31 protein-coding genes are annotated in these 25,515 nt (G+C 39.4%); 22 read left to right on the top strand and 9 right to left on the bottom strand.

The annotated features are described in order from the left end of the window. Window positions 1-136: 136 nt before the first annotated feature. From LCL96_RS07930 to LCL96_RS07920, 3 genes are all read left to right on the top strand, one after another. On the top strand, window positions 137-2,293 hold the full coding sequence (locus LCL96_RS07930; RefSeq protein ID WP_224940859.1) for a YhgE/Pip domain-containing protein: 2,157 nt from the start codon (window positions 137-139) through the stop codon (window positions 2,291-2,293). Window positions 2,294-2,394: 101 nt separating this feature from the next. Then, on the top strand, window positions 2,395-3,282 hold the full coding sequence (locus LCL96_RS07925) for a diacylglycerol/lipid kinase family protein (RefSeq protein WP_224940858.1): 888 nt from the start codon (window positions 2,395-2,397) through the stop codon (window positions 3,280-3,282). Window positions 3,283-3,393: 111 nt separating this feature from the next. Next, complete coding sequence (locus LCL96_RS07920; protein WP_224940857.1) at window positions 3,394-3,768, top strand: nucleotide excision repair endonuclease; 375 nt, start codon at window positions 3,394-3,396, stop codon at window positions 3,766-3,768. Between the two features lie 84 nt (window positions 3,769-3,852). Here the strand turns inward: LCL96_RS07920 and LCL96_RS07915 are convergent, their stop codons facing one another. Beyond that, window positions 3,853-4,305, bottom strand: a complete 453-nt coding sequence (locus tag LCL96_RS07915; protein WP_224940856.1) for a hypothetical protein — start codon at window positions 4,303-4,305, stop codon at window positions 3,853-3,855. A gap of 233 nt (window positions 4,306-4,538) precedes the next feature. Between LCL96_RS07915 and LCL96_RS07910 the strand changes: the two genes are divergently transcribed. Beyond that, window positions 4,539-5,060, top strand: coding sequence for a GNAT family N-acetyltransferase (locus LCL96_RS07910; protein ID WP_224940855.1), 522 nt, complete (start codon window positions 4,539-4,541; stop codon window positions 5,058-5,060). A gap of 326 nt (window positions 5,061-5,386) precedes the next feature. Next, on the top strand, window positions 5,387-6,103 hold the full coding sequence (locus LCL96_RS07905; protein WP_224940854.1) for a class I SAM-dependent methyltransferase: 717 nt from the start codon (window positions 5,387-5,389) through the stop codon (window positions 6,101-6,103). A 39-nt stretch (window positions 6,104-6,142) separates the two neighbouring features. Here LCL96_RS07905 and LCL96_RS07900 read toward each other — a convergent pair whose 3' ends face one another. Continuing rightward, on the bottom strand, window positions 6,143-7,021 hold the full coding sequence (locus LCL96_RS07900; protein ID WP_224940853.1) for a LysR family transcriptional regulator: 879 nt from the start codon (window positions 7,019-7,021) through the stop codon (window positions 6,143-6,145). 115 nt (window positions 7,022-7,136) lie between these two features. Here LCL96_RS07900 and LCL96_RS07895 point away from each other — a divergent pair, with 115 nt between their 5' ends. From LCL96_RS07895 to LCL96_RS07880, 4 genes are all read left to right on the top strand, one after another. Further along, the gene (locus LCL96_RS07895; protein WP_224940852.1) at window positions 7,137-8,222 is read left to right on the top strand and encodes a citrate synthase/methylcitrate synthase; all 1,086 of its coding nucleotides are present in this window, start codon (window positions 7,137-7,139) and stop codon (window positions 8,220-8,222) included. 206 nt (window positions 8,223-8,428) lie between these two features. Continuing rightward, window positions 8,429-9,466: an aldo/keto reductase gene (locus tag LCL96_RS07890; RefSeq protein WP_224940851.1), complete on the top strand. Its 1,038-nt coding sequence runs from the start codon at window positions 8,429-8,431 to the stop codon at window positions 9,464-9,466. Between the two features lie 112 nt (window positions 9,467-9,578). Next, complete coding sequence (locus LCL96_RS07885) at window positions 9,579-10,007, top strand: hypothetical protein (RefSeq protein WP_224940850.1); 429 nt, start codon at window positions 9,579-9,581, stop codon at window positions 10,005-10,007. Beyond that, window positions 10,000-10,509, top strand: a complete 510-nt coding sequence (locus LCL96_RS07880) for an NUDIX hydrolase (RefSeq protein ID WP_224940849.1) — start codon at window positions 10,000-10,002, stop codon at window positions 10,507-10,509. Before LCL96_RS07885 ends, LCL96_RS07880 begins: the two co-directional genes overlap by 8 nt. Before the next feature lie 92 nt (window positions 10,510-10,601). Here the strand turns inward: LCL96_RS07880 and LCL96_RS07875 are convergent, their stop codons facing one another. Beyond that, window positions 10,602-11,114: a GNAT family N-acetyltransferase gene (locus tag LCL96_RS07875; RefSeq protein ID WP_224940848.1), complete on the bottom strand. Its 513-nt coding sequence runs from the start codon at window positions 11,112-11,114 to the stop codon at window positions 10,602-10,604. Between the two features lie 204 nt (window positions 11,115-11,318). On the opposite strand from LCL96_RS07875, the gene LCL96_RS07870 reads away from it, so the two are divergent. The 4 genes from LCL96_RS07870 (at window position 11,319) to LCL96_RS07855 (ending at window position 14,424) form a co-directional block, all read left to right on the top strand. Further along, window positions 11,319-11,966: a pentapeptide repeat-containing protein gene (locus LCL96_RS07870; RefSeq protein ID WP_224940847.1), complete on the top strand. Its 648-nt coding sequence runs from the start codon at window positions 11,319-11,321 to the stop codon at window positions 11,964-11,966. Between the two features lie 229 nt (window positions 11,967-12,195). Further along, window positions 12,196-13,107, top strand: a complete 912-nt coding sequence (locus LCL96_RS07865) for an ABC transporter ATP-binding protein (RefSeq protein ID WP_224940846.1) — start codon at window positions 12,196-12,198, stop codon at window positions 13,105-13,107. A 15-nt stretch (window positions 13,108-13,122) separates the two neighbouring features. Beyond that, the gene (locus LCL96_RS07860; RefSeq protein ID WP_224940845.1) at window positions 13,123-13,866 is read left to right on the top strand and encodes an ABC transporter permease; all 744 of its coding nucleotides are present in this window, start codon (window positions 13,123-13,125) and stop codon (window positions 13,864-13,866) included. Window positions 13,867-13,962: 96 nt separating this feature from the next. Next, window positions 13,963-14,424 carry a GNAT family N-acetyltransferase gene (locus tag LCL96_RS07855; RefSeq protein WP_412103538.1) on the top strand — a complete coding sequence of 154 codons (462 nt, stop codon included), beginning with the start codon at window positions 13,963-13,965 and terminating at the stop codon, window positions 14,422-14,424. A 54-nt stretch (window positions 14,425-14,478) separates the two neighbouring features. Here the strand turns inward: LCL96_RS07855 and LCL96_RS07850 are convergent, their stop codons facing one another. Next, entirely contained in the window at window positions 14,479-14,976 is a 498-nt protein-coding gene (locus LCL96_RS07850; protein WP_224940844.1) for a sigma-70 family RNA polymerase sigma factor, read from the bottom strand. A gap of 511 nt (window positions 14,977-15,487) precedes the next feature. After that, window positions 15,488-16,576: a serine hydrolase domain-containing protein gene (locus LCL96_RS07845; RefSeq protein ID WP_224940843.1), complete on the bottom strand. Its 1,089-nt coding sequence runs from the start codon at window positions 16,574-16,576 to the stop codon at window positions 15,488-15,490. Window positions 16,577-16,753: 177 nt separating this feature from the next. Between LCL96_RS07845 and LCL96_RS07840 the strand changes: the two genes are divergently transcribed. Both LCL96_RS07840 and LCL96_RS07835 read left to right on the top strand, forming a co-directional pair. Further along, the gene (locus LCL96_RS07840; RefSeq protein WP_224940842.1) at window positions 16,754-17,203 is read left to right on the top strand and encodes an NUDIX domain-containing protein; all 450 of its coding nucleotides are present in this window, start codon (window positions 16,754-16,756) and stop codon (window positions 17,201-17,203) included. A gap of 39 nt (window positions 17,204-17,242) precedes the next feature. Then, a complete protein-coding gene (locus LCL96_RS07835; protein WP_224940841.1) occupies window positions 17,243-17,428 on the top strand; it encodes a hypothetical protein in 186 nt (61 codons plus the stop codon). A gap of 45 nt (window positions 17,429-17,473) precedes the next feature. On the opposite strand, the gene LCL96_RS07830 is transcribed toward LCL96_RS07835, so the two are convergent. After that, a complete protein-coding gene (locus LCL96_RS07830; RefSeq protein ID WP_224940840.1) occupies window positions 17,474-17,998 on the bottom strand; it encodes a cysteine hydrolase family protein in 525 nt (174 codons plus the stop codon). 11 nt (window positions 17,999-18,009) lie between these two features. Next, window positions 18,010-18,192: a DUF1272 domain-containing protein gene (locus LCL96_RS07825; protein WP_224940839.1), complete on the bottom strand. Its 183-nt coding sequence runs from the start codon at window positions 18,190-18,192 to the stop codon at window positions 18,010-18,012. A 100-nt stretch (window positions 18,193-18,292) separates the two neighbouring features. On the opposite strand from LCL96_RS07825, the gene LCL96_RS07820 reads away from it, so the two are divergent. The 3 genes from LCL96_RS07820 to LCL96_RS07810 are packed head-to-tail and all read left to right on the top strand — an operon-like array spanning window position 18,293 to window position 20,297. Then, on the top strand, window positions 18,293-18,784 hold the full coding sequence (locus LCL96_RS07820) for an NUDIX hydrolase (RefSeq protein ID WP_224940838.1): 492 nt from the start codon (window positions 18,293-18,295) through the stop codon (window positions 18,782-18,784). Between the two features lie 58 nt (window positions 18,785-18,842). Next, the gene (locus tag LCL96_RS07815; RefSeq protein WP_224940837.1) at window positions 18,843-19,580 is read left to right on the top strand and encodes a class I SAM-dependent methyltransferase; all 738 of its coding nucleotides are present in this window, start codon (window positions 18,843-18,845) and stop codon (window positions 19,578-19,580) included. Between the two features lie 27 nt (window positions 19,581-19,607). Continuing rightward, window positions 19,608-20,297 (top strand): HAD family hydrolase, encoded by a 690-nt coding sequence (locus tag LCL96_RS07810; RefSeq protein WP_224940836.1) that lies wholly within the window; start codon window positions 19,608-19,610, stop codon window positions 20,295-20,297. A gap of 13 nt (window positions 20,298-20,310) precedes the next feature. Here the strand turns inward: LCL96_RS07810 and LCL96_RS07805 are convergent, their stop codons facing one another. Further along, window positions 20,311-20,934, bottom strand: a complete 624-nt coding sequence (locus LCL96_RS07805) for a class I SAM-dependent methyltransferase (protein ID WP_224940835.1) — start codon at window positions 20,932-20,934, stop codon at window positions 20,311-20,313. Window positions 20,935-21,733: 799 nt separating this feature from the next. Here LCL96_RS07805 and LCL96_RS07800 point away from each other — a divergent pair. The 4 genes from LCL96_RS07800 to LCL96_RS07785 all read left to right on the top strand — a co-directional run bounded on the left by LCL96_RS07800 (window position 21,734) and on the right by LCL96_RS07785 (window position 24,951). Beyond that, window positions 21,734-22,009, top strand: a complete 276-nt coding sequence (locus LCL96_RS07800; protein WP_224940834.1) for a helix-turn-helix domain-containing protein — start codon at window positions 21,734-21,736, stop codon at window positions 22,007-22,009. A 190-nt stretch (window positions 22,010-22,199) separates the two neighbouring features. Continuing rightward, on the top strand, window positions 22,200-22,874 hold the full coding sequence (locus LCL96_RS07795; protein WP_224940833.1) for a serine/threonine protein kinase: 675 nt from the start codon (window positions 22,200-22,202) through the stop codon (window positions 22,872-22,874). Between the two features lie 135 nt (window positions 22,875-23,009). Continuing rightward, window positions 23,010-24,083 carry an NAD(P)H-dependent flavin oxidoreductase gene (locus LCL96_RS07790; protein WP_224940832.1) on the top strand — a complete coding sequence of 358 codons (1,074 nt, stop codon included), beginning with the start codon at window positions 23,010-23,012 and terminating at the stop codon, window positions 24,081-24,083. Window positions 24,084-24,261: 178 nt separating this feature from the next. Beyond that, complete coding sequence (locus LCL96_RS07785; protein ID WP_224940831.1) at window positions 24,262-24,951, top strand: hypothetical protein; 690 nt, start codon at window positions 24,262-24,264, stop codon at window positions 24,949-24,951. Between the two features lie 35 nt (window positions 24,952-24,986). Here LCL96_RS07785 and LCL96_RS07780 read toward each other — a convergent pair whose 3' ends face one another. Next, window positions 24,987-25,466 (bottom strand): hypothetical protein, encoded by a 480-nt coding sequence (locus tag LCL96_RS07780; protein WP_224940830.1) that lies wholly within the window; start codon window positions 25,464-25,466, stop codon window positions 24,987-24,989. Window positions 25,467-25,515: the final 49 nt, after the last annotated feature.

Below are 25,515 nucleotides of genomic sequence, written 5' to 3'. Positions count from 1 at the left end.
GTGATGTTGACTAAAAGTTAACCTCCATAATTAATTTTTGATCGAATGCTCTCTCGTTACGAAATCAAATACTCAGGATATAGAAGTTGGGCATACTAAAGTCCATACTAAGGTTCTGTGCAAAGGCAGGTTTCCTATGAAAAATATCTGGAGAATTTATAAAAGAGATATCAAAAATGTAACCATGAACGGTGTTGCAGCATTTTTAGTGGGCGGTTTGATGCTCCTGCCTTCTCTTTATGCATGGTTTAACATTGAAGCTTCATGGGATCCTTATAGCAAAACGGATATGCTTCCCGTCGGAATCGTAAATGAAGATGATGGGGCAGCCATTAGGGGTCATAACCTGAATGTGGGAAAAGACCTTGTAAGCGAATTAAAGAAGAATGACGACATGAACTGGCAGTTTGTCGACAGAAAAAAAGCAATGGATCGTGTAGAGTACGGAGAATATTTTGCTGTCATCATTATACCTGGAGATTTTTCCAAGAAGTTAGCTACCGTTATTGAGGATGAACCAGAAAAGGCAACCCTGGAATATTACGTCAACGAAAAGATCAATGCTATTGCACCCAAGATCACAGAGTCGGGGGCAGGTGGAATCGTGGATAAAATCACGGATTCGTTTATTTCTACAGTCAATGGTACTATTTTTGAACTGTTCAATGAGCTTGGAATTGAAATTGAAAAAGATCTGCCCGACATTAAGAGATTCGAGGAGTACGTTTTTAAAGTTGAAGAAGCATTACCTGGATTAGGTGAAATATTGCAGGCATCCTTATCAGATGCCGAAAGTGCCCAGGATATCGTTCATAAAGCGCAAGCTGGAATTCCGGATGTCAAACGCATGACCAATCAGGGATTGGAAACGATTGATCGCACAACTGATTTTATCCAAAGAGCGGAGGATCGATTGAATGCCATGGCACCTACCATACAAAGAGATCTGAAAAAGGTGCAGGATATGGTGTCCAACATCAATAAGTTCGTACAGCAAATTCAGACATCGACAATCGACCTGAATGGAGCGGAAGCCATACACAATCAAATGGCTGAAAAACTTAAAAGTTCCATCCAAATGATCGAAACGATTGAATCTTCCCTGATGTCATTACAGAATAATGAAGATAATCAAAATCAGGAGAAGATCCAACAATCCTTGGATCAGCTCAAAGTTGTTAAACAGGACATGCAGAATGTACAAAATGAAGGACAGAAAATGCATGATTACCTTGCAGCAAAGCAACAGGAAATGGATGAAGTGCTATTCGGCATTAAGGATCGAACAGCCAAAACACAAACTGAACTTGACGCCTTTGTAAAAGAATATAAACAAACCATCGAACCAGCTGTATTGAAGGAGGTCGCCGGAGTCAAAGGAACATTGAATGAAGCGGGAAATATTCTTCAAGATGTTCGGGGGACCATTCCGGAAGTAGAACGAATTCTCTCGAGTACAGAAGCAAACCTCAAGAAAGGGACAAAAACGATAAAAACAGTGACTGGAGAATTCCCATACGTAAAAAATAAAATCAGCCAGCTTGCCGACCGGATCAGGGACATACAGGGAAAGACCGATATCAATGAAATGATTGAGCTTCTTCGAAATGATCCAGAGTTGGAAAAGAGTTTTTTCGAAGAACCAGTCAAGTTAAATAAAAATAGTCTATTCTCCATCCGAAATTACGGCGCAGCCATGACACCATTTTATACTGTCTTGGCAATATGGGTGGGAGCCCTCTTACTCATTTCCTTATTGGCAACTGAAGTATTTGGTTCTCATGAGTATAGCGATAAGCAAATATATTTCGGAAAGCTTCTGACCTTTCTCAGTATCGGATTTGTTCAAGCGATGATTGTAACGGTTGGAGATATCTTCATCCTAGGGGTACATATCGCTGAACCCGTATGGTTTGTTTGTTTTGGGTTATTGATCGGCTTTGTATTTATGGTCATTGTGTATACTTTGGTTTCGGTATTCGGAAATATTGGTAAGGCAATGGCTATCGTTCTTCTCGTATTACAAATTGCCGGTTCTGGAGGAACGTATCCGGTCGTCCTCTTGCCGAACTTTTTCCAAGCTATTCATCCTTTTCTTCCGTTTTCTTATGCCATAGATCTTATGCGGGAAGCGGTAGGCGGGATCGTTTGGCAAAGAGCGTACCATGATCTTTCGTTCCTCCTTCTCTTTGGTTTGAGTTTCTTATTATTCGGCGCATTTTTAAAAGGGCCATTAAGTAATAGAACAAAGGCATTTATGAGAAAGTCAAAAGAGTCTGGATTATTTCATTAATTCAAAAAATCTTCATGATACATATCATGAAGGAAAAGGATTCCTCTCCGCTGATTTAGGGTATACCCTTACTATAGCAGAAGTTAAAGGGAGGAAGCAGCGTGAAGCAGGCCATGTTAATCGTCAACCCGTCTTCAGGAAAGGAACTGGGGAAGAAATACAGCGATCATGCACATAAAACGATGATGGAGATGGGGTATGATACAGAAATACGAGTGACACAAGGAGAAGGGGATGCCAGAGCATTTGCGAGGGAAGCGTGTGAGAAAAAGTTTGATTTCCTCGTAGCGATGGGAGGGGATGGCACAATCAATGAAGCCATTAATGGTATGGCGGAACAGGAACATCGACCGTTGTTTGGCATTATTCCACTTGGCACGGTCAATGATTTTGCGAGAGCGCTCAATATCCCTATGAAACCTGAAGAAGCAATCAACATCTTTAAGGAGAACCATGTTCAAAAAACGGACGTTGGTAAAATCAATGATCGCTATTTTGTAAATATTGTTGCAGTGGGGGCACTGGCAGAAGCATCATTTTCCACACCGGACGAACAGAAATCGAAGATTGGTCCTCTTGCTTATATAATAGAAGGTATGAAGAAGATGAAGGAAAAGCAGCCATTTAACCTCAAAGTTCTATCAGATCACGATTGGGAGGGAGAGGCACTACTAATGCTAGTGGCCCTGACTAATTCTGTTGGTGGGATGGAAACAATCGCGCCGAATGCTAAAGTGAATGATGGTCAGCTTCATGTTTTTATCATTAAAGATATGGCAATGCCTAAATTTCTTCTTTTACTGCCTAAAATCCTTTTAGGTGAGTTAGCAGAAAGCGAACATGTCCACTATCTGAAAGTCAACAATCTCCAAGCGGAGTCAGAGTATGAGATGATTGCAAATGTTGACGGGGATGAAGGAGACAAACTTCCTATTACAATTGAAAACTTAAAACAGCATTTGAATATACTCGTTCCCCGCGAGGGATAGGACGCGCTCAATGGGGAAGAGATTTTAAATGGAGATTCTTTCGGTGTATAGTAATTCCCTCCTTTTTGTGTTACCATTACTTCTTACAGTAAACAAAGGACGTGACCAATCATGATTAACATTCAAATTCCCCAAGCGGACATTTCCATTACGGAACGCAAACAGCCAAGAGACGCAGATGAACCAAAAATTAAAAGCATCGAGGGCTTTATCGATCTTCATGAAATTCCAAGAGACAAGGGCGGTATCATCTTATTTTACAATATCAATGATGAGCTTTTATTCGTTGGCAAAGCGAGAAAGCTGAGACAAAGAGTCAAAAAGCATCTTGAAGATAACGTTTCACCTCTTCGCAACCATAGAGATGAAGTCTATAGAATCGACGTAGCAATTGTTGAGGATCCAATGGATCGTGATATTTATGAGACGTACATTATCAATAAACTACAAGCGAAATATAATGTAGATAAGGTATTTTATCAATAATGGATTCATAGGGAACCAGGGTGTTTACTCTGGTTCTTTTTTATTGAGAAGGTTCCGATATGTTTTCATTGGATGATGAATCAATCAGTCTTCATCTTGACCGTTCACTTCATGACCAACATTCCATTCTTTCAATCTGTCTTCTTGGATCCCATAATAGGTTGTATCTGTTCGGTCCCTCACCCCATACAGCACCACAAACCCTTTAACGTCCCAATGAATATTGATGGCTTCGATGACAGAAGTTCTCTTCACGCCTGCTATCTCAATATCGACTGATTGATCCAAATCGAATGCTGTTTGAAAGCCTATCTCGCACCTTTGTACCGAAGGAGGAGCAGGGCAATCATCAATGTTCACATATTTCTTCTTTCCATCAAGAATATCGTAGGATATAAACGATTTTCCCGGTTTAATCCAATACACAATTTGAACGATTCGCCCTGTCCTTAGGCAAGAGCCACTAAACGTATCATGAAAAAGGTCCTCATATTCAATGACTTCTCTCAGCCTTATGGGGTTGATGGTCCCTTTCATAAAATCTCCTCCTGCTCATAAGTAAGCTAATAAGATTCATATAGTAATACTTATTGGAGGGTGTGTTTTAATAGAACGAAGAGTTCACATTTGATTACCATGAAAAATAATAGTTTATGGCCTAAGATCGTGTTGAAATAATGATAAAATGAAGATTAAAACGATTTGGATTTCCCCAGGCAGCATCAGGCTTAGCAACTGATGGGACAAATCAAATAAAGGGAGGTAAAAGGATGAACGTACAGTTTACTAAAGTAGTGACTCCTTCTGCAGAAATAGTAGATGCATTAAATAAGTGGGATAACGACCCTGTGTTGATTCCACTCACCAGACCGAATCAAAACAGGGAGGAGATGGAAACACGAAGGGAAACAACAGTAAATGAGTTAAAAACACGATTGAATTCCCATGACATGTTTCTTATATACTTGGAAAATAAACTAGTGGGAGAAATGAATTATATGATCGATCCAGGCCACCTTTATAGAAAAGTGAAGGGCACTGCCTGGATCGGAATTACGATCGGTGAACCCGAAGGGCGAGGAAAAGGTATCGGCTTTAAAGCCATTCAATATTTGGAGGGTGAAATTAAGAAAAAAGGATTATCGAGGATCGAACTGGGTGTCTTTGAATTCAATAGTCAAGCTCATAGGCTTTATCATCAACTCGGATATCAGGAAATAGGAAGGATTCCTGAATTTACTTATTGGAATGAAAAGATGTGGACTGATATCCGTATGGAAAAGCACCTTTGATCATCCTTTGAAGGTGATCTGGAGTATGCATACATTCATGTAATGTAATTGCAATAAATGTAACAAAAAGTATGGAACTCCAATAAATTACGTCACATTTAAAGGGGGTAAATCCCCCGTGGTGGCAAATCACAAAATTTACATAGTATCCCATTGGAAGCCCTTTCAAACTTCGAATCACCTATCCTGAGGGTGTTTGAGAGCAAGATAATGTTTCCTTTAACCATTGAATATTGGGTAAATATAACCTTATTGTAAAATCGTGGTAACCTTTCTTCTCCTGTAATAAAGTAAACTGTAGGTAGATTGATTTAGGAGGGGAAATTATGCACGAAAATATCCATCAAAACGATGATGTATTGAAAATGCTGGATTCATTTTTAAGGGAACCTGCTCCATTCTGGGATGAGTTTTTTTCTGATCGTGAAAAAGCCATCCCCATCTTTGTCAATGCACCTGACGAAAACTTAGTATCCTATGTAGAGAAGGGTAAAGTCAAACGGGGAAAAGTATTAGAACTTGGCTGTGGGCCGGGCAGGAATGCAGTTTATCTTGCTGAACAAGGTTTTGAAGTTGATGCAGTCGATGTATCAAAAACCTCCCTTGATTGGGCAAAGGAACGTGCTGATGAAAGGAATCTGTCCATAAATTTTCTACACCAAAATATTTTCGACTTAAACTTGAAGCATGTAGAATACGATTTCATATATGATTCAGGCTGTTTTCATCACATCGCCCCTCACAGAAGAATGTGTTACATACGAATTGTTGAGGATGCCTTGAAGGATGAAGGGTGTTTTGGCATTACCTGTTTTCTGCAAGGTGGAAAATTAGGTGGGGCGGATATTTCTGATTGGGAAGTGTATAGAAGAGGTTCGCTTATGGGGGGACTTGGTTTTACTGAAGAAAAACTGAAGAATATCTTTCATTCATTAGAGGCTGTGGAGATAAGAGAGATGATTGATAGGGATGATCCCAAAATATCATTTGGGTCATCAGAGTTATTAACAGGGCTTTTTACGAAAAGATGTGGTGGGAAATAAAGTGAAAGAAAACGGCATGGGCTTGCCGTTTTCTTTTTTTCACACCCTGAAACGTGATAAAAAATGCAAAAATTCCTGTTGGATAGTATGTTGATACTTTGTGACGGCGTAGGTGTTTGCTTCCGGTAGTGGAAATGATTTTGTTTCTACTTCCAGAAGTCTACCTTCGAGAAGTTCTCTTCTGACTGTAGACGAGGGAAGATAGGAAATGCCAAGTCCTTCAGAGATAAAGCGTTTTGTTATATGTGTCTGCGATACCTTTATCGTTCTGACTCTCGGAAAGAACTGTTTAACGGTATGACTAAGTTCATCCCAGTAACCCGGGTGATTGTGGGTCAATAAATAATTCGACTCTAATACCTCTTCTTCTTCGAGAGGTGGTGCTGATTCAAAGTCACGTCCATCATGAGGAACAACCAAAATGACTTTATCCGAAAAGAGTAAAGTTTGTTGGAGTTCGGAACTGTAGCAGGGTAGGCAGGAAATTCCGATATCCGCCGTGTCTCTTAAAACAGCCGACTCGATTTCTGAAGATTCGATAATTTCAACTGATATTTCCACCTCGGGATGGTTCTTAAGAAATTGTTTTAATACAAACGGGAGGATATTATCCGCGATCAAGGGAGATATGGCCAGCTTTAAAGTTGCGGTATATCCCTGGCTGATGGATTGTAGGTCACTGATTCCTTCCTCATACGTTTCGAGTAATCTTTTGGCATGTTGTAAATAGGCTCTTCCTGATTCCGTCAGTCTGATTTTTTTTCCATCCCGTTCAAACAAGGTGACTCCAAGTTCCTTTTCGAGCTGTTTTATATGTACCGTAACGGTTGGCTGTGAAATAAATAATCGCTCAGCCGCTTTTCTGAAATGGTTGAATTCAGCTGCTGTTATGAACGTTTTCACCACATTCAAATCCATGTTTTTCACCCATTCCTTATTAATGATTATAATTGATTTGATTAAATATATTTAATTTTCTTAATTATAAAATCATTATACACTAATTGTAATAAAGGAAAAGGGGATGTTATGTATGTTCAGGGAAGGTTTAAAAGGAATCATAGCAGCACAAACCGCAATCAGTCATATTGACGGAATGCAAGGAACCCTCGTCTATAGAGGGTATGAAATCGGGGAGCTTAAGGAACTAACATTTGAAGAAGCTGCTTTCTTATTATGGTATGGACGTATCCCTACAAGGGAGGATGCCTTGGAGATAAAGAAGAAACTGAGCACCAACCGATACCTTACTCCTATAATGCTCGATATCATTCAAATATTACCACATGAAATGGACATGATGAGTGTATTAAGAACCGTGATTTCTTCTGAAGGGGGAGCACAATACAAATGGAAACCAAGCATTGATCAGGCAATAAGATTAACAGCCGTCATTCCCACCATTATCGCCTGCCGCTTCAATCTGATGAATGAAAAACTTTTCATTGAGCCGGATCCTGAGTTGAACCATGTGGATAATTATCTATATATGTTATCTGGGATGAGACCCTCTAAGGCCATTGCCTCTGCGTTGGAATCGTATATGATCCTGACACTTGAGCACGGTATGAATGCTTCTGCTTTTTCGGCAAGAGTCACTGTGTCTACAGAATCCGATCTCGTGTCAGCTATAACTGCAGCCATTGGGACCATGAAAGGACCCCTTCACGGAGGAGCACCATCAGGGGTCATCGAGTTACTGAATGAGATAGGCACCAGGGATAGAGCTGAAAGTGTTCTAAGGGATAAATTGGTGAAGGGAGAAAAGCTGATGGGGTTTGGTCATCGTGTCTACAAGACGAATGATCCAAGAGCCATTGCTTTGAGGAAGAAGTTGTTAGAAAATATGGGGGAAGATCCCTCCCTCGACCTGGCACTATATGTGGAGGAGAAGGCGATTGAACTCTTAGCAGAAAGTAAGCCGGGGAGATCCCTCTACACAAATGTAGAATTTTATGCAGCCGCGATCATGAAATCGATTCATTTACCGTCAGATCTTTTCACACCTACTTTTACAGCAAGTCGAGTCGTTGGATGGACTGCGCACGTGTTGGAGCAGGCAGAAAACAACTCCATTTACCGTCCCCAGTCAGAATATATTGGAAAACAGTACTGCTAGTTAAAGAAGAACCTACACCTGGAATTCGTTCCTGGGAACATTTTTGATGTGAAATAAATAAGCAAAGTACGTTTAAGAAAGCCCGAGATCTCCATCGTGATCCCGGGCTTTCTATATGTTCATTATATCATACTCTTTGCAAAAATATCAGTCTCTTAATTGGATTTATTATCCAGTATACTGTTTTTTAAGAGGGAGGAATGGCAATGATACCCGGTTACGCAAATTTCAATTCAACAAGGAAGTATGGCCAGAAATTCACTTTGACTTATCGTACATTCTCTGAATTTGTGGTTTCACCTATCGCTTTGGGAACCCATTTGGGGGAAATGAACGAAATAGACTCTGATCTATATAGGGAAGGGATTCAATATGGTTTGCAGAATGGATTGAATTTCATCGATACCGCCCTCAATTATCGGGGAATGCGATCGGAAAGGGATATAGGGTATGTTCTGAAATCCTTAATACATGATAAGAAGATTTTGAGCAGGGAATCTATCGTCGTTTCTTCAAAAGCTGGTATCATTCCTGGAGATGTGATGAAAAATCTTGTTCCAAAAGAATATCTCCAAAAGGTTTTACTTGAGCCAGGAATCATACAGGGAGCGGATTTGAATGAAGTGGAGCATCAAAAACATGTCCTAACCCCACGCTATTATCAATTTGCCATCGCTCAAAGTAAACAGCATCTGAATCTTGGAACAATTGATATCTACTATGTTCATAACCCTGAAATCTCCATGATGGCTCTTGGACCCGAGACTTTCTATCAGAATATGGAGAGCGTATTTTCCACTTTAGAAGATCAGGTTCAATGTGGGAATATACGGTATTATGGATTGGCAACGTGGACGGGACTTCTGAAATCACCTGAAGATAATGGTTATATTTCTATTGAAGAGGTGGTGAATAGAGCAAAGTCCATTGCAGGGGAAGATCATCATTTTAAATTTATCCAATTTCCACTCAACAAACAGTTTACTGAATCGATTACGTTCAAAAATCAATTAGTACAAAATGAATTCCACCCTTTGCTTGTTGCTGCAGAAAAATTGGGATTATCCTCTACTACCAGTGCTCCCTTCCAACTAGGGAAAGTATTTAAAGAAAATCAGGATCCTCATGAATGTTTACAAGAAATCATTCAGACGGGAGGAGTTCTTTCAACCATGGTTGGAATGAAGCAAGTAAAACACATCAAAGAAAATATCATGTCCATTCTACCTGATGCAAGAAACTGATATCTGAACGGAATTCAACACGTCTAGCCTTTGAACATAAGCGTCTTCCAAGATGTTGAACCTAAAACTCCTCTAGTTTGATCTTGTTATGAATTTAAAGGGGGAACTAAAATTGATGAAGTTGGAAACGATCCAAAATGCGATGGATTACAAAAAAGCCGTGATCACCCATCTGTTCGATTTAAAACAACAGATTGAAAAAGGAGAAGACTCAGATGGAGTCATTTCCTCTCCTAAGTGCACGATACAAGTCCTTACTCAATCAGCCATGATTGAAGGGGAGATCAACCTATTTGAAAATGAAGAACAAAAAAAGACATTTATGGAGTATGGACTTGGTCGTTTTGAAGAGGAGCTTAATGAACTTCCACCTGAATTGGTGGCATCAAATGTCACTGCTCCGATCCATATGAAAGACGTTCGACTAAAATCACTTTCAGCTCCCGAATCTATTACAGAAATGGATGAAATGATTGTCTTTTCCGATCAAATTGTAGGGATGGCCATTGTAAGAGGAAAAAGGAGCGACGGCTTTGTTTGAAACTCTAATAGGTAAACAGAGAAATGAGATATCAGGATCCAAAGTGAAACATCGAACGGCCGTAAAAGCTGTGATCATGCAAGATGATCAAATTCTCCTTATGAATTCCAACAGGGGAGACTATAAATTTCCCGGCGGGGGGCTCGAAGCAGAAGAGACCTTGGTCGAGGCACTGCAGAGAGAGGTTCGTGAAGAAACAGGCTTCGTACACTGTGTCGTGAGAGAACTAATAGGAATAGTGACCCAAAGATATATGGACTTATTTGATGACGATACCATATTCGAGATGACTTCACACTATTACAGGTGTGAACTATTGGACAGGGAAGTTATCCCACAACAATTAGAAGAATATGAGTCGGAACTGGAGATGACGCCAAGTTGGGTGACGTTGGATGAGGCCATTACCTGTAATGAGCAGTTAATGGACAAATTCGAGAACAACCAATGGATCAAACGGGAGAATTTTGTTCTGAAAGAACTGAAGAAATTATACGAATAGGATGAATTTAGTCTGATCAATGCAGTATGATGATGACTATTAAAATCGAAAAGAGCTAAAGATTCAAGCTCCTTTCGGTTTTTTATCTTCTATCAAAATCTAAGATTTAATCCGTATTTTTTCAGCTCTTCTGAATCATTCGGAAGTGTCACATAACCTTCTAGCCTCATGCTTAGTTTCTCAAGTAAAGTAGAGGAGGGTTCATTATCTTTTGTCGTAATGGCTATCAAGCGTTTGATTCCCAACTCCTTTGCATACTCGAGCGTAGCACACGCCGCCTCAAAGGCATACCCTTGGGACTGGTACTCACTTAAGAAGGCAAATCCTATATCCACATCTTCAAGGCCGGCGCGCTTAATCAATCCACACAGTCCGATTGGAATTGCACTTTCTTTACGCTCTACTAAAAATAAACCGAATCCTTCACGTTCGTACATGGCCCGGGGACCGTTGATAATATAATCCCTCGCGTCATCCATCGTTTGAATTCCTTTGTCGCCTATATATTGCAGCCATCCAGGTTCATTTAACAATGTCACGATGAATGCTGCATCCGTTACTTCTACCCATCTCAAAATAAGACGCTGTGTTTCTGCTACTTTCATATGGAACACCTCACGTTGATTTTTTCTCCCCTTATTTTAACCTGAAAGTCTGATTAGGTGAACTCTTTCCCACTTTATGATAAGTAAAAGTCTGTGAGGACTTCCACTAATGAGACATACAGTTTGCCAAATTCCAAGACTACCATTCAAATTTAATCATGATATAGTTTCCATATGAAATGAATATAAAGAGGTGTTGATGTAGTGGGTGTAAAGTTTAAGATAGAAAGCCCCAGAATTCCAGTTCGACCAGAGTCTGCTCAGTTCCAAGATGTCTATTATGATGAAGATCCATTTCTATCAAATTGCACAATAAAAAATGCAAGGCTTGATGGGAAGAAAGTGGACCAGCTCGTTTTGTCCAGAGTGATATTTCAAAATGTTTCATTTATTGGTGCAAACTTTCCACGAATCGATATGACAGATGTCGTTTTTGAAAACTGCGACTTGTCGAATGCAAACTTTAGCGACGGAATCATTCACAGAGTTTCCTTTAAAGAATGTAAACTAATGGGCGTGGATTTTTCAGGTGCAAATTTGGGGAATGTCCTTTTCGAAGATTCAATGGCAAACATGAGTGACTTCGTTGACGCTCGATTAAAGCAAGTAAAATTCAATCAAACCACTTTACAAAACGCTAATTACTCTGATTGCGACCTTTTGAAAGTACACTTTGAACAATGCGATATGAATGATATCGATTTCACCCAAACAGACCTTAGAGGAATTGATATTAGTACGTGTCGTTTTGAACGAATCAATGTAGCAGTAGAAAATCTACCAGGTTGTGAAGTTTCACCTGAGCAGGCAATAGGATTTGCAAACTTATTGGGCTTGAAAGTAAAGGAATAGAAAAAATACAAAGAAACTTTAATAGTCTTCAACTTTAAAAAGTAAACGGTATAGAGGGACCCTGATACTTCATATTAATGGTATCAGGGTTCTTATCTGTTTCCTGAAGGAAGGATTTGACTAATCATAACAGCTTCTTTGTTTGCACCTGAAACTTTTACCAATTTCATCCGTATATATTAGGAAGATCAATCTATTGAAAGCCACTGTGAAAAAGGGGGGGGATCTTGTGATAAAGATTGAGAATGTCAGTAAGCAGTATGATTCTATTCAAGCACTGGAAACTATTCAGTTAACCATTTCAGAGGGTTCATGTTTTGGGATTGTAGGTCCTAATGGAGCAGGGAAATCAACTCTTATGAAAATTCTATCCGGGGTATTACAAAGTTTTGATGGAGATATCATCGTTAAAGGGCAATCTGTCAAAAAATCCAAGTTGGATGTGAAAAGGCTTATTGGATACATACCTCAAGATATCTGTCTGGAAGAAACACTGACTGCCAAGGATAACCTATTTTATTTCGGCAGCCTTTATGGATTGAAAGGGAAAGAGCTTCATGACCGTTCTGAGAAGGTACTCAAACAAATTGGGTTAGACGAGCGGGGGAAAGACAAAGTTGTCACTTTCTCCGGAGGTATGAAGCGACGTTTGAATATCGGATGCGCCCTACTACATGAACCATCGATTGTCATTATGGATGAACCGACTGTTGGGATCGATCCGCAATCAAGGAACTCGATATTTTCAATCATTCATGAGTTGAAAGAGAAGGGAAGTACAATCATTTATTCAAGTCACTATATGGAGGAAGTGGAGCAGTTATGTGACAGTATAGCATTGATAGACAAGGGGGCTTTGATTGAATCCGGAACGATGGATGAACTTCTGGACAAATATAATAAACCATCTTTGTTTATTTCTGGGGAAGGGATCAATGAGATGAGTTTAAATCCATTTGGTGAGACTGAAGTGAAGGGAAATGGCTATCTGTTACAGAGTGAAGACCCTCTGACGACACTGGAAAAACTCATTGTCGAATTCCGTATCCAAAACGTGTTACCTAGGAAACTTGAATTATATCAGCCAAAATTGGAGGATATTTTCTTCGATTTAACCGGAACACAGCTTCGGGATTCATAGAAAGGAGGAGATCATATGTGGGCCATTGCGAAAATGGAATTGAAGAAGAATATACAGGATAAAGGCTTATGGTTTTGGACGTTCATCTTGCCGATCGTATTCATTATTGCCTTTGTCTCCATCTTTTCCGGTGATGAAAATACCAGTTATAAAGAAGTGGTCACTCAGATCATACCAGGATATACGATTATGTTCGCATTCTATATTATGATATCGATGGTCATCGGACTTGTGAAAGATAGGGATAAAGGAATGGTTGCCAGAATTGCCAGTACGCCCTTACCGATCAAGAACTATTTTATCGGAAAGTGGATTCCGTTCATGGTGATCGTTTTGATTCAGATTACTGTTTTATTTGGTTTTGGTGTCGTTGTGTATGACCTTCCGTTAGGAGATCCCATCGGCCTGATTGGTTTATCTGTTTCTTTGGCTTTTATTGTGACGGGATGGGGGATGGCGCTGGCCGTATTGGTGAAAACGGAGAACATGGGCATCGCCATGACACAGATCATAGCACTAGGAGGCGCAATGCTTGGTGGTTTGTGGCTGCCTGTGGATCTAATGCCTGAATTTATGCAAACCATCAGCAAGTTACTGCCTCAGTACTGGGCGATAGAAGGGTATAAGGAAATTATCTTAAATAGAGGCTCAATCCTTGACGTTCTTTTCAATATATCTGTTCTGCTTTTCGCAGGAATAGCAGGGGGATTGATTGCGATCGCTGTGTATCCGAGGTTTCTTCGTGCATCTAAGAGTTAATATCTTATCATAAGTGATTTCCTACTATTTTCATATATGTTATGGTTGAATTGTCTGAAAATGACATCGTGAATCGCACAGATGGAAAGGGGAAACATGTTGATAAAGAACAAAGTGAAAATTGTAGAGGTAAACGCAGAAAATTGGTACGAATGCTGTCAGCTGGAAGTTGCGCCGGATCAACTTGAATTTATTGAGAGCAATGCTGTATCCATTGCTCAATCAAAATTTGAAGCAACATTAAAGCCATACGCCATTTATTTTGAAAATAAAGTGGCAGGATTCTTAATGTTTAACTCTACACCAGAAGAACTGGATGCTTATTGGGTTTATAGAATCATGGTGGATAAAGGTTTTCAGGGAAAAGGAATCGGAAAAGCTGCAACAGAGTTAATGATCTTGGAAATGAAAGAAAGCTTTGATGTAGACAGAATCGTAGTGGGGTACCATCCCGATAACAAGGAAGCCCATCGCTTATATGCAAGTCTTGGATTCGTCGATCACGGTGAACGATTCGGCAGGGAAATGGCCGTAGTAAAAGAAATCCATCCTAACTGAAGAATATACAAAGGGCCAACTACATTCCTCTTGGCCCTTTATATTTAAAGATTGCTATACTTCTTGTTCCTGAATATCTACTAATCCCTTGATCTTATCTTTCGCTCCCTTCCTCCATTTTTTCACAGCGGAGATGGATACGCTCTCCACCTCGGAGATTTCACTGACCGTCAGCATATGCAGACAGGTGTACATAACCCATTTCCTTTGATTTTTCGTTAAATCCTTACAGTAACTGAACAATAATTCTTCTGCCAACCCTTCGTTTATATGCTCATCTTCAATCATGTCAAAGAATTCTGACTCTTTATACACACTTCTTTCTTCATGTTTATTTTCTTTTGATAGTTGAGTGAGTATTCTGCCCTTCACAAACGAATAGGCATAAGCAGGGAAAGCACCTTTATCGGGATCGAAGTTTTGATGTGCCTCCCAAAGTGCAATAAGCCCGGTCTGATAATAATGATCTTTATTTTTATAGATGTGTAGAGAATGAATGATTTTATGAATCATTCGCTCATATTTAGCATGAATTTCCTCAAACTTCTCCAAATTTAATTCCTTCTGATCGGCGCGCCTTTCATTGTATTCCCAGGTATCTTTACCTTACAAAGAAGAAGCGTGTCGAACAAAAGAGGATACTGCTTGTTCATCCTTGAGAAAGGGTTAGAAGCGAAGTGTAATGTGGTCGGTTTCTATTAGAATTAGTAGAGATTTCACCTAAATGTAAATAGGATTAAAAACACCATCCCTGAACACATAAATGACTTTCCAATATTATTAATAGGGAGACAAGACTCTCCTTGTGAAATCAACTTACAATAGTTTACAATATTCTTAAGTGATGTTGTCACGCTTAACCAATTTGGGGTAGAAAGTAACGGTTTGTTCAAAAGGGAAAGACGTGAGATGAGCAGACATTTTTCATGAGAATCATAATACTATTATGTAAACTCTATTCTCTATTTTTTATAGAATAATCTGCTTGATGGAGGAACTATGGAATCGGTTTATCCAATTTTTCTCATAAAGAGAAAAACGCCCTATACTGAGCGTTTTCCCCCTAGATATTACATACTTCGGTAAACAGCTGATGTGCGAGGGTAACCACTCCTACAGGCATTTGATTTACGATAACTGTCATAAAGATGTCTTGTTCCGGATAATAGAGGGTTACAGATTCATATCCGTGTATCCCACCGTGATGACCATATGCTTGCAGACCGTTATCAAACCAATACTTATTGATGCCCAAACCGGAAAGTATGTTCGGATCATTGGTTTCTTGAAACTCCAGCATTTGATGCATTGACCCATCAGACAATAGACCACCTGATATAACAGCCTTCATAAACGATTGGAATTCTGACGGATTGGAAATGAGAGCACCGGCAGTCCATAATATCGAGACATTAAGTTCAGTGATTTTCGTTAGATCTCCTGAAAGGTCAGTCAAGTCCGGAGTTGCTATTGAATGGCCAGTCCCATAGGGAGAGGCTAGATTACTGGTACTGGGTAAGAATGTCCTTTTCAGTTGAAGTGGTTGAATGATCCATTGATCAATTACATCTTTAACCCTTTTTCCTGTGCATTTTTCCACAATCATTCCCAGAATGATATACCCCGTATTTGAGTAAATGAATTCTGTACCGGGTTCAACTTCCAAGTCATGGTTGGCAACAAGTCTGACAAGACTTTGAGGGGGAAAATGATCCTTCAGGCTTGTAACCGCATGCTCGATGCATTTTGTGCCAGCCACATCCATCCATATATAATCCTTCAACCCACTTCTGTGCTGAAGCAATTGTCGGAGCGATATCCAGCTGCCATGTTCAAGTATACCGGGAAGGATTGATTCTACGGATTGATCTAATGATAATCGACCTTCTTCCTGGAGTTTGAGAATCAGCGTACTGGTTACCAATTTTGTGATGCTTCCAACACGTTGATGATCGAATGGACACAACATAATATCTTGATCATATTCCCGAACCCCTGCAGCTGAAACAAAGTCCTGTCCTGAAGAATCAGTCAGGCATACCGAAATGCCTGGTAACTGGTGGGCCTCGCGAAGAAATTTAACTTTTTCGTGAAACAAAGTGAGATCGATCAAACAAATCATCCTTTCAAGTGGTGGGTTTACATGATACATTTTTATTGTCACCAGGAAGTGGAGTACCCTTTAATGGTATTCATGTATGTGTATTAGTGTTGAAACCTTCTTAGGGCATGATTCGCTGAGTCACAAAAGGTGAATTTCTAAGAATCTATCAATTACCCATGTTTAATACATATGAATCAATCAAATAAATAGAAGGGAAACTAACCAATGCCAATTCGTAATTCTGCTAAAGCCATCATTATAAGAGACAACAAAATACTTCTGACAAAAAATAAGGATGTGGAAGGTTTTTTCTATCTTTTTCCCGGTGGAGGCCAGGAACATGGAGAGACCCTTCCCGAAGCATTAAAAAGAGAATGCGTCGAGGAAATGGGATGTGAAGTGGAAGTAGGGGCATTGCTACATGTGAGGGAGTATATCGGCAAGAATCATGAACATGCTTCTTTCGATTCTAACCTCCATCAGGTGGAGTTCTATTTTGCCTGTAGGTTACTATCTGAGTGGAGCGATCATCTAACACCTTCTAATCCCGATAGTCATCAAGTCGGTGTGGAGTGGATTGATATACATGTACTGAAACAGTTTAGGTTATATCCTAAAGAAATATCGTCACATATAGGTGGAAGCTCCAAGGTTTATCTTGGGGATATCAACTAGTAATGTAGCAACGAGAAATAGAAAGGAGAACGACGACAGGTGAGAGTGCACACCCTTATCATAACCGGATTAATGGCAGGTGTTTACTCCAGTATCTTAGATGGAATGGAAGAAGACTACGGTCTCCATTCATTTGTAAGTGCATTGATAGTAACATTGTTAACGATATTGACAGGACTACTTCATCACAGGCATTCGAATAAAGGAAAAAACAATATAGTCTGACTACATACTTAATCGCTAAGAGATTCCTCTCTTAGCGATTAGTCATCAATACCCGCTGATCCAATCCTCTGTGCTGACCGTATCCCCAAACCAGCGCAATACTTCATTATGATGGGAAATTATTAGTTTTGCTGAAATATCTGTTTTATCAAATGTCGAGTGCGCATCTGATAATAATGTTACCTTATATTTTAGACTAAATCCCCTTCGACATGTAGTGTCTACACAGGCTTCAGTCTGTATCCCCGTTATGATCAGGTGATCAATATCCAACTCGATTAGTTTTTGGTGCAAGGTCGTTTCATAAAAGCTATCAGGTGTATCTTTATGTACGATGATATCTCCTTTTTCTGGAGAAATTTCTTTATGAATGTTCCAACCTGCTGAGTCTTTTTCCAAAGGACTATTCTTGGGTCCGCTATGCTGAATATATATAATAGGCATGTCGTTTTTTCTAGCATACGAGGTGGCATATTTAATCTGATTTAAAAGTGATTCTCCATTATAAACAGAAGGGTTCATCGTGAACATTCCGTTCTGCATATCAATGATAAGCAATGCTTTCTTCATTATTTCACCCCTTAGTGTTCGATGCCGGAAGGTGGTTTGGGTCTTCTTACTAACTCTCCACTACAATTAGGACAGACAGAATCATATTTAGCTGTACACTCTTCACAAAAAGTACATTCGTGGACGCAAATATAGGCTAGATCATTTAATGCCCTCTCACATGTTTCGCAGTTGGTCTTCATTTCTAATCCCATAGGTATCTTCCTTTCTATTAATCTCTTTCCATTATATTCTAAAATACGATAAAATAGTGAAGATATAGAATACTCTTTTATATCAGGGAGGCAAATATTCATGTCTACATACGTACTGTGGGGGAAATCGAAAGTGAAATTGACGTGGATGGAGGACTTCACCCTTCCAGACACGTCACGGATCACCAGTGTTCATGGTTTCTGTTTCAAAAATAAAAAACTGCTTTTAGTGAAACTCCATAAAAGGGGATGGGATTTTCCTGGAGGACATCTGGAAGAAGGGGAGTCCCCTGAAGAATGCTTGAAGAGAGAAGTGATGGAGGAGGCATATGTTTCGGGTCCCCTGCACCTTCTTGGATATGTAATCGTTGATCATCACGATAATCCTCATTGGAATGAAGAAAGTCCGTATCCTAAAGTAGGGTATCAACTTTTTTATCAAATGAATGTTGAAGAAGAATTTTCATTTGAAGGAGAATACGAATCGTTAGAAAGATGCTGGATCGATCCAGATCATGTGACAGAATACTATTTAAAATGGAACAGTGTGTATGGGGAGATACTTAAAATTGCAGATGAAGTACATATGTAGGGGAAAATAATCTTCCTATATTTTATTAGCAGAGTAATGATAAAAGGAGGAAGGAAGAATGAACAAAACATTAACTATTAACAAAAAAAGCTGGGATGAGGCGTCACCGCGATTTTACGGGAGAAATCCACTGCCAGAGTATGGGCCGCTTGCCCCAACCGAAGATGAATTACAATTACTTGGTAACATAGGCGGGAAGAAGGTTCTGGACATCGGCTGTGGAAGCGGGCATTCACTGCAATATATGAAAAACAATCATGCCAGTGAGCTTTGGGGTTTGGATCTGTCCCACAGCCAACTTCAGGCTGCGGCACAATTACTTATAAAAGATGAAGCCAGATTGTTTGAAGCACCTATGGAAGAGAATCCAGGAATTCCGAGGGATTACTTTGACATCGTCTATTCCATTTATGCACTTGGTTGGACGACAGACCTTGACCAAACGCTGGCCAACATCCATTCATACCTCAAAGCAGGAGGTATATTCGTATTCAGCTGGGAGCACCCATTTTATAACCGGGTACAACAAGCAGGTGACTCCCTCATTCTTAACCAATCTTATCATCAAGAAGGAGCCTATGCTCATGAGGCGTGGAGTCAGCCTGCCATCATGCAGCAATTCAAGGTTAGCACCTATCTCAATACACTCATCAATAATGGCTTTATGATTGAACAGGTCATTGAAGAGGTTCGTTTATCAGAAGAAGATGTTGAGAAGCATTCCAACAGGTGGTATAGCTTTGATAAAGCGAGTCATGTACCCACTACTTTAATTGTAAAAGCCAGGAAAGAGTAATGTTCAACAAGAAGGGGGAGTTAATCTATGATCAAAGCGGCGATATTCGACCTGGATGGCACACTGTTAAACAGGGATGCTTCTGTGCTGGCATTCATCAGAAATCAATATGAGCGAATGCACCACTGGCTTCAACATATCCCAATAGATATATACGTTTCCAGGTTCATAGAGTTGGATCAAAGAGGGTACGTGTGGAAAGACAGGGTTTATAAGCAGATGATAGAAGAGTTTGCGATCCCCGAATTAACCTGGGAAGAGCTGCTGGATGATTATATCAGTCAATTTAAACACAGTTGCATTCCATTCCCTCATTTACATTCCATGTTGGATGAGTTAAAAGCAGCAGGCATCCAATTGGGTATGATCACAAACGGGTTTGGAAGGTTTCAGATGGACAACATTCAAGCACTTGGAATTGAACATTACTTTCATGAAATCCTTATTTCTGAATGGGAAGGCTTGAAAAAGCCTGAACCTGAAATCTTTAAGCGGGCGTTGGCACGACTGCACGTGAAACCTGAGGAATGCATCTTTATCGGAGATCACCCAGAGTATGATGTGTATGGTGCCCAGCAGGTAGGTATGAAAGGTGTTTGGAAAAGTGATCCTCATTGGACGGATACAAACCATGCAGATTTTGTGATTGAAGATTTAGCTGATTTACCTCGGACGATAGAACAGTCTAATTCTAAAAAAGGAAGAAGCCTCCTGTGAAAAGGAAGCTTCTTTACATTAGTTTATCTCCCATCACCACAACAGTATGATACCCGCGGGACCGAGGTCCTTTTTTCATTTCGATGTTTTTAAAACCACAGCCCTCCATAATGGGAAGAAGCTCTTCTGTCAGCATGTTCTGAACACCTTTCCATGGCTTTCCGTCTTGTCCATCGCTTAAGGTTATGATGATAGAACCCTTCTCTTTTAAAACACGATAAATCTCGGAAACCGTATCGCTCAAGGAATCCCAGAAATAGATAGATTGAATGCTGAATACTTTAGAGTATGTGTGGTCATCAAAAGGCAAATTCATTACATTCGCCTGTACAAAATCAGCACAGCCTTTTTTTACACTGGATTTATTCCGATAGCGTGCAGAAATAAGGGCCGTATTCGATAAATCCAATCCCACCACTTTTTGAACTGGTGAATCCGAAAGGGCTTTTTTCACTGCATATCCTGCACCACATCCTAGTTCCAAAACATGATCCTGCTCCTTCAAATCGAGCAATTCCAATGTCCACATGGTTTCAATTTTATGTTGCAGGACCATCTTTTCACCAAAATAAACCCCAAGCAGTCCTTTGGGTGATTTATACTGTTGATCAATCAATTCCATGATCCGTTTCTTCAAATATCCGACACCTCCTGAAGAGTAAATTACAATAAAAGTATATACATGGATTCTTTGACTAGAATTAAGATTCTTATTTTCTATTATATCTTTATATATAATAAACAAGTAAACACTTAATGGATTTTTATTGATGCATTTTTGTGAATAGAGCTTAGCCTGGTCATTCACTTAAAAGACTTAATTAAAAGTTTAAGCCACTATTAAATATTAATTATTTCTAGTATAATAGTCTTCTTGATACTACATATTCAGCATAACAGCTGGAGTTGAATTAAATCAGGAGGGTCTATTTTGTTAGAATTCAGTAAGTTATTTACAGAACCAGTCAAAACCGTTGCCATCAATATAGCGATAGTATCATTAGTTACCATATCGTTGACCACACTTATCTATACAGTACTTAAATTCATTAAATTACCTGAAAAATTTTTAGAAAACATTATTGGTCTGATCGTTGTTTTTGTAAGCATCGGCACGGTCTATTATTCACTAAGATGGGATTTGTTTCTCGCCTTATAATCACATATAAAGTGTCTCAAAAAGCATCTTAATCAGATGCTTTTTTGTTTTTTTGATACAACTTTCCAATGTTATTTAATTAGGCACGTAAGTTTTCATTTGTATACTAAACTTCATTCTATGGTCTTTTATCCCTTCCTACAAACAGACCATGATTATTTACAATAAAACCTCTATTCTATAAATAGAAAAAGTATTTCAAATTCCCTTGATAATATGGAGAAATTTCTTTATATTTAGTAAATACCATTTTACCAAATGTTGGAGGGCGCTACCTATGAATGACATGAAGAGATTATGTAACTCCATTAATACTTGTTTATCTAAAAAGGATTCTTCAATTGACGAACTTCAAATGGGTGAAATTGTAAATTTGCTGCGCGTGAAATCTCAACTGACCCAAGAAGAGTTAGCTCAAAAAGCAAATGTGTGCACCCAAACCATCAAGAGACTTGAAAGAGGAAAAGAAAAGGTAAGTGATGTCACTTGCAGAGTTATAATTGAAGCATTAGGGGTAAATATTAAACGGCTGACCAGGCTTTTAGATGAATGACACGATAGTCACCTCTTTGAATAGATAAAGGGAAACCTTAAAGAAGTGTAACAGTCACAATTGCTTAAAATTACTAAGAAGAATAGAAGGATTTCAGTTGATATTAGAAATGGCTAGATGCTATATTATCCTGAATAAGGTGCGAAAATCAGTCATACCTTTTAAAGAGTTCGATCTGAAGGGAGAACTTATGGATAATAAATGGGAAGTGGCACTGCCATCTTTATCTCAAATGACCGTTTCTTCAAATGCCAATAATGAACCTGTCAAGATTCACGGTGGTGATGATACATTACGGTGCGTCGGTGTAGGAACAGATGCTGCAGTCTTTCAATCCATTTATGCACCAGACTTTGCTTTCAAATTGTATGCTGAAGAAAAGAGGTCCAAAATAAACATCGAAGAAAACGTCTATCATAACATAGGGAACACTCCTTATTTTTCCACATGCTATGCAGCTTACGAAAGACTACTAGTATTAAGTTTTGAAGAAGGACCGACACTCTATGACTGTTTACTGCAGGGAATTCCAATTCCTCAGCAAGTGATTCAAGACGTTGAGAAAGCTAGAGAATATATTCGTGAACTAGGAATGAACCCACGTGATATCCATTTGAAAAACATCTTATTGCAAAACGGGAGAGCGAAAATCATCGATGTATCGGAATACGTTCTGCCTGGCAATGATTACAGATGGGAGCACCTTAAAAAAGCCTATGAAGATCATTATTACCTAATTGAAGGCCGAGCCGTCCCATTCTGGTTATTGGAAACGATTCGAAAATGGTATAACTCATGGAATAAACATTTTGGTTCTTATGAGGAATTCATGAAAAGAGTATCAAAATTCACTTCATTTAAATAAAATGGAAAACGTTCAGGGCAATCATAGCCTTGGACGTTTTTTAATTAATTAGAGTTCGTTGAACATGAATCATTTGTACAACGAGCTTTCATTTGACATAATTTGTTTAAGATCAGAAAATCTGGAGGGGAAAATATGTGGTATCAAAACGCTGTTACGGAAAGTTTAAGCATAAAATATCCCATCATCCAAGCTGGAATGGCAGGTGGGATTACAACTCCTCAACTGGTTGCTTCAGTTTCTAACTCAAGTGGTCTGGGAACGCTAGGAGCGGGATACATGTCGGTTGATGAACTTCAAGAAACCATCAAACAGGTAAAAAAACAAACAGACCATCCATTTGGAGTGAACCTTTTCATTCCCGAGATACCCGAATATACAAATGAACAAGTGGAGCGGATGCAAAAGGTGCTAGAACCCTTTAAACAAGAGATGGATCTAGTAACTGAAGGTAAATACGTACAAAAACAAAGAGATTTTGAAAAACAAATAGAATCTGTCATTGAGGAGAGCGTGCCAGTCTGCAGTTTTACATTCGGTGCTCCATCTAAAGAAATAATGAAAGAGTTCAAAAAAGAAGGGATCAAAGTAATCGGAACTGCGACGACAGTGGAAGAAGCATTACTCAACCAAGAATGTGGCGTGGATTTGATCGTCGCACAGGGAATTGAAGCAGGTGGCCATCGAGGTTCATTTATCGGTGCTTACGAAGAATCAATGATCGGAACTTTCTCACTAATTCCACAAGTGGTGGATGCTGTAGAACTCCCGGTGATTGCAGCAGGAGGGATTATGGATGGAAGGGGAATGATTGCCGCTCTTGCCCTTGGTGCAAAAGGGGTCCAAATGGGCACTGCGTTTCTTACCGTAAAAGAAAGCGGGGCAAAAAACATACACAAAAATGCCATTTTTCATGCAGATGAGACAAGCACAACCATCACTTCCGTTTTCAGCGGAAAACCTGCACGGGGCATTTCCAACAATTTCACAAGGGCGATGAAAGAATATGAGAATCAATTATTGCCGTATCCTATTCAAAACGATTTGACAAAAGAAATCAGAAAGGAAGCCGCTAATCGGAATAATAAAGAGCTAATGTCTTTATGGTCAGGTCAAACTCCACGGCTCAGTAAAGATGTTCACGTAAATGAACTGATTGATTCCATAATGAAAGAAGTGGATGAAGGAATACAAAAGCTGACCAGATAAAAGAATTTACCAGCAAAATTTATCACTAGTCTCACTCACAAAATTCTTGTTTTCCAATTATTATACCTTGTAATACTTTCTATCAGAGGTATAATTTTGATATAAAGAAAGCGCTTTTAGAGCGAATTTTCGAAATAATAAAAATACTTTTGTCCAAGTGCATTTTTAGGAGGTTCACATGAGAGAAATTTTACCGGGATCCGTATTGTCGCATATACAGTACGGATATCAAAAAGTTCCTAAGAAAGTGAAGAGTCAATGTCCCACCTGCTCTAAGAACAGTGAATTTGTGTTGAAAGCCAATTTTTATCAAGTGAATAAGACAGGATTGTTCGCAGAAGCCAACTGCTCGGAGTGTAAAAAACCGGCTGTTTTCGTCATTATGCTGAATGACGATTCGATTCATCCCAGAGAGGAAGCAGCTCTTTATATTTACGACCCATTAGCTACAAATGGGCCACTGGATCAGATTCATGGGAATAAACGAATCCCACAGGATCTGGTCCGGTCATTCCGTTCTGCATTGAATGTAAGCCAGTCCAAGGATAACTCTGCGACGGCCGTGATGTCGAAACGTGTATTAGAGAGTGTCCTGAAAAATTTCAACGGGGATAAATCGGCCGGCCAAACTTTGTCCGAGCAGTTCGATCAGCTTCCTAAGAATGTAGACCTGTCGAAACCTATCCAGGCACTCAGCCATCTGGTTCATCCCAACTCCGCATTTTATGAAATGCTCGAACTAGAACGGGAGATAGACGATGAAACTGCCGGTCTGCTCATAGAATTATTGGAAGGCCTGATTGAATACCTTTATGTACTTCCGGAAAAAATTGAAACCTTACAAGAGAAAATCGAAAAGAAATATTAGTGGAAGTAGAGTGCCGTTTCTAGCACTCTACTTTTTTATAATGGTTTTAATTTAAGAGAATATAGTGCTTGATTCACATCATCGATATCATAGATTTTCTTCTCTAAACAAAACTGAATCGCGAGGTCGAATCGGTCACTGTCTGAAAGGGAGAAGCCGGCGGCATGCAACATATCCCCTGTTTCTTCTTCAGACAGCTCAAGAGAAAGACACAGGGCAACGACCGTCCGTTTACTAGGCTTGTAATCAGGAATACTTCGAATTTTGGAAAAGTGTTTTCGGTCGACTCGTGCTTTTTTGTAGATGGTAGCATCTGTCTGACCCTTGCCATCGATAAGCTGGAATAACCGCTCTGAAAAAGACGTTGATTGGTGCATCTCAATAAATTCTTCCAGCTCACTGGAATAGAGAGCATCACTTATAAACGATTCTTCTTTAGATGCTTCATCGATCAGAATATCTCTATTTGTCTCTACATAATCATAAAGTTCTTGTAAAATATGTTCATTAAGCATCCGTTCACCCCAAAAATGTCGCTTGCAAAGCGACCCATTTCTTCCTATA

Origin of the sequence: Rossellomorea aquimaris (assembly GCF_020172085.1) — a bacterium.
GTDB lineage: Bacteria > Bacillota > Bacilli > Bacillales > Bacillaceae_B > Rossellomorea > Rossellomorea aquimaris_E.
Note: the sequence above shows the minus strand (reverse complement) of the source record. Positions and strands in the feature narration are given on the sequence as shown.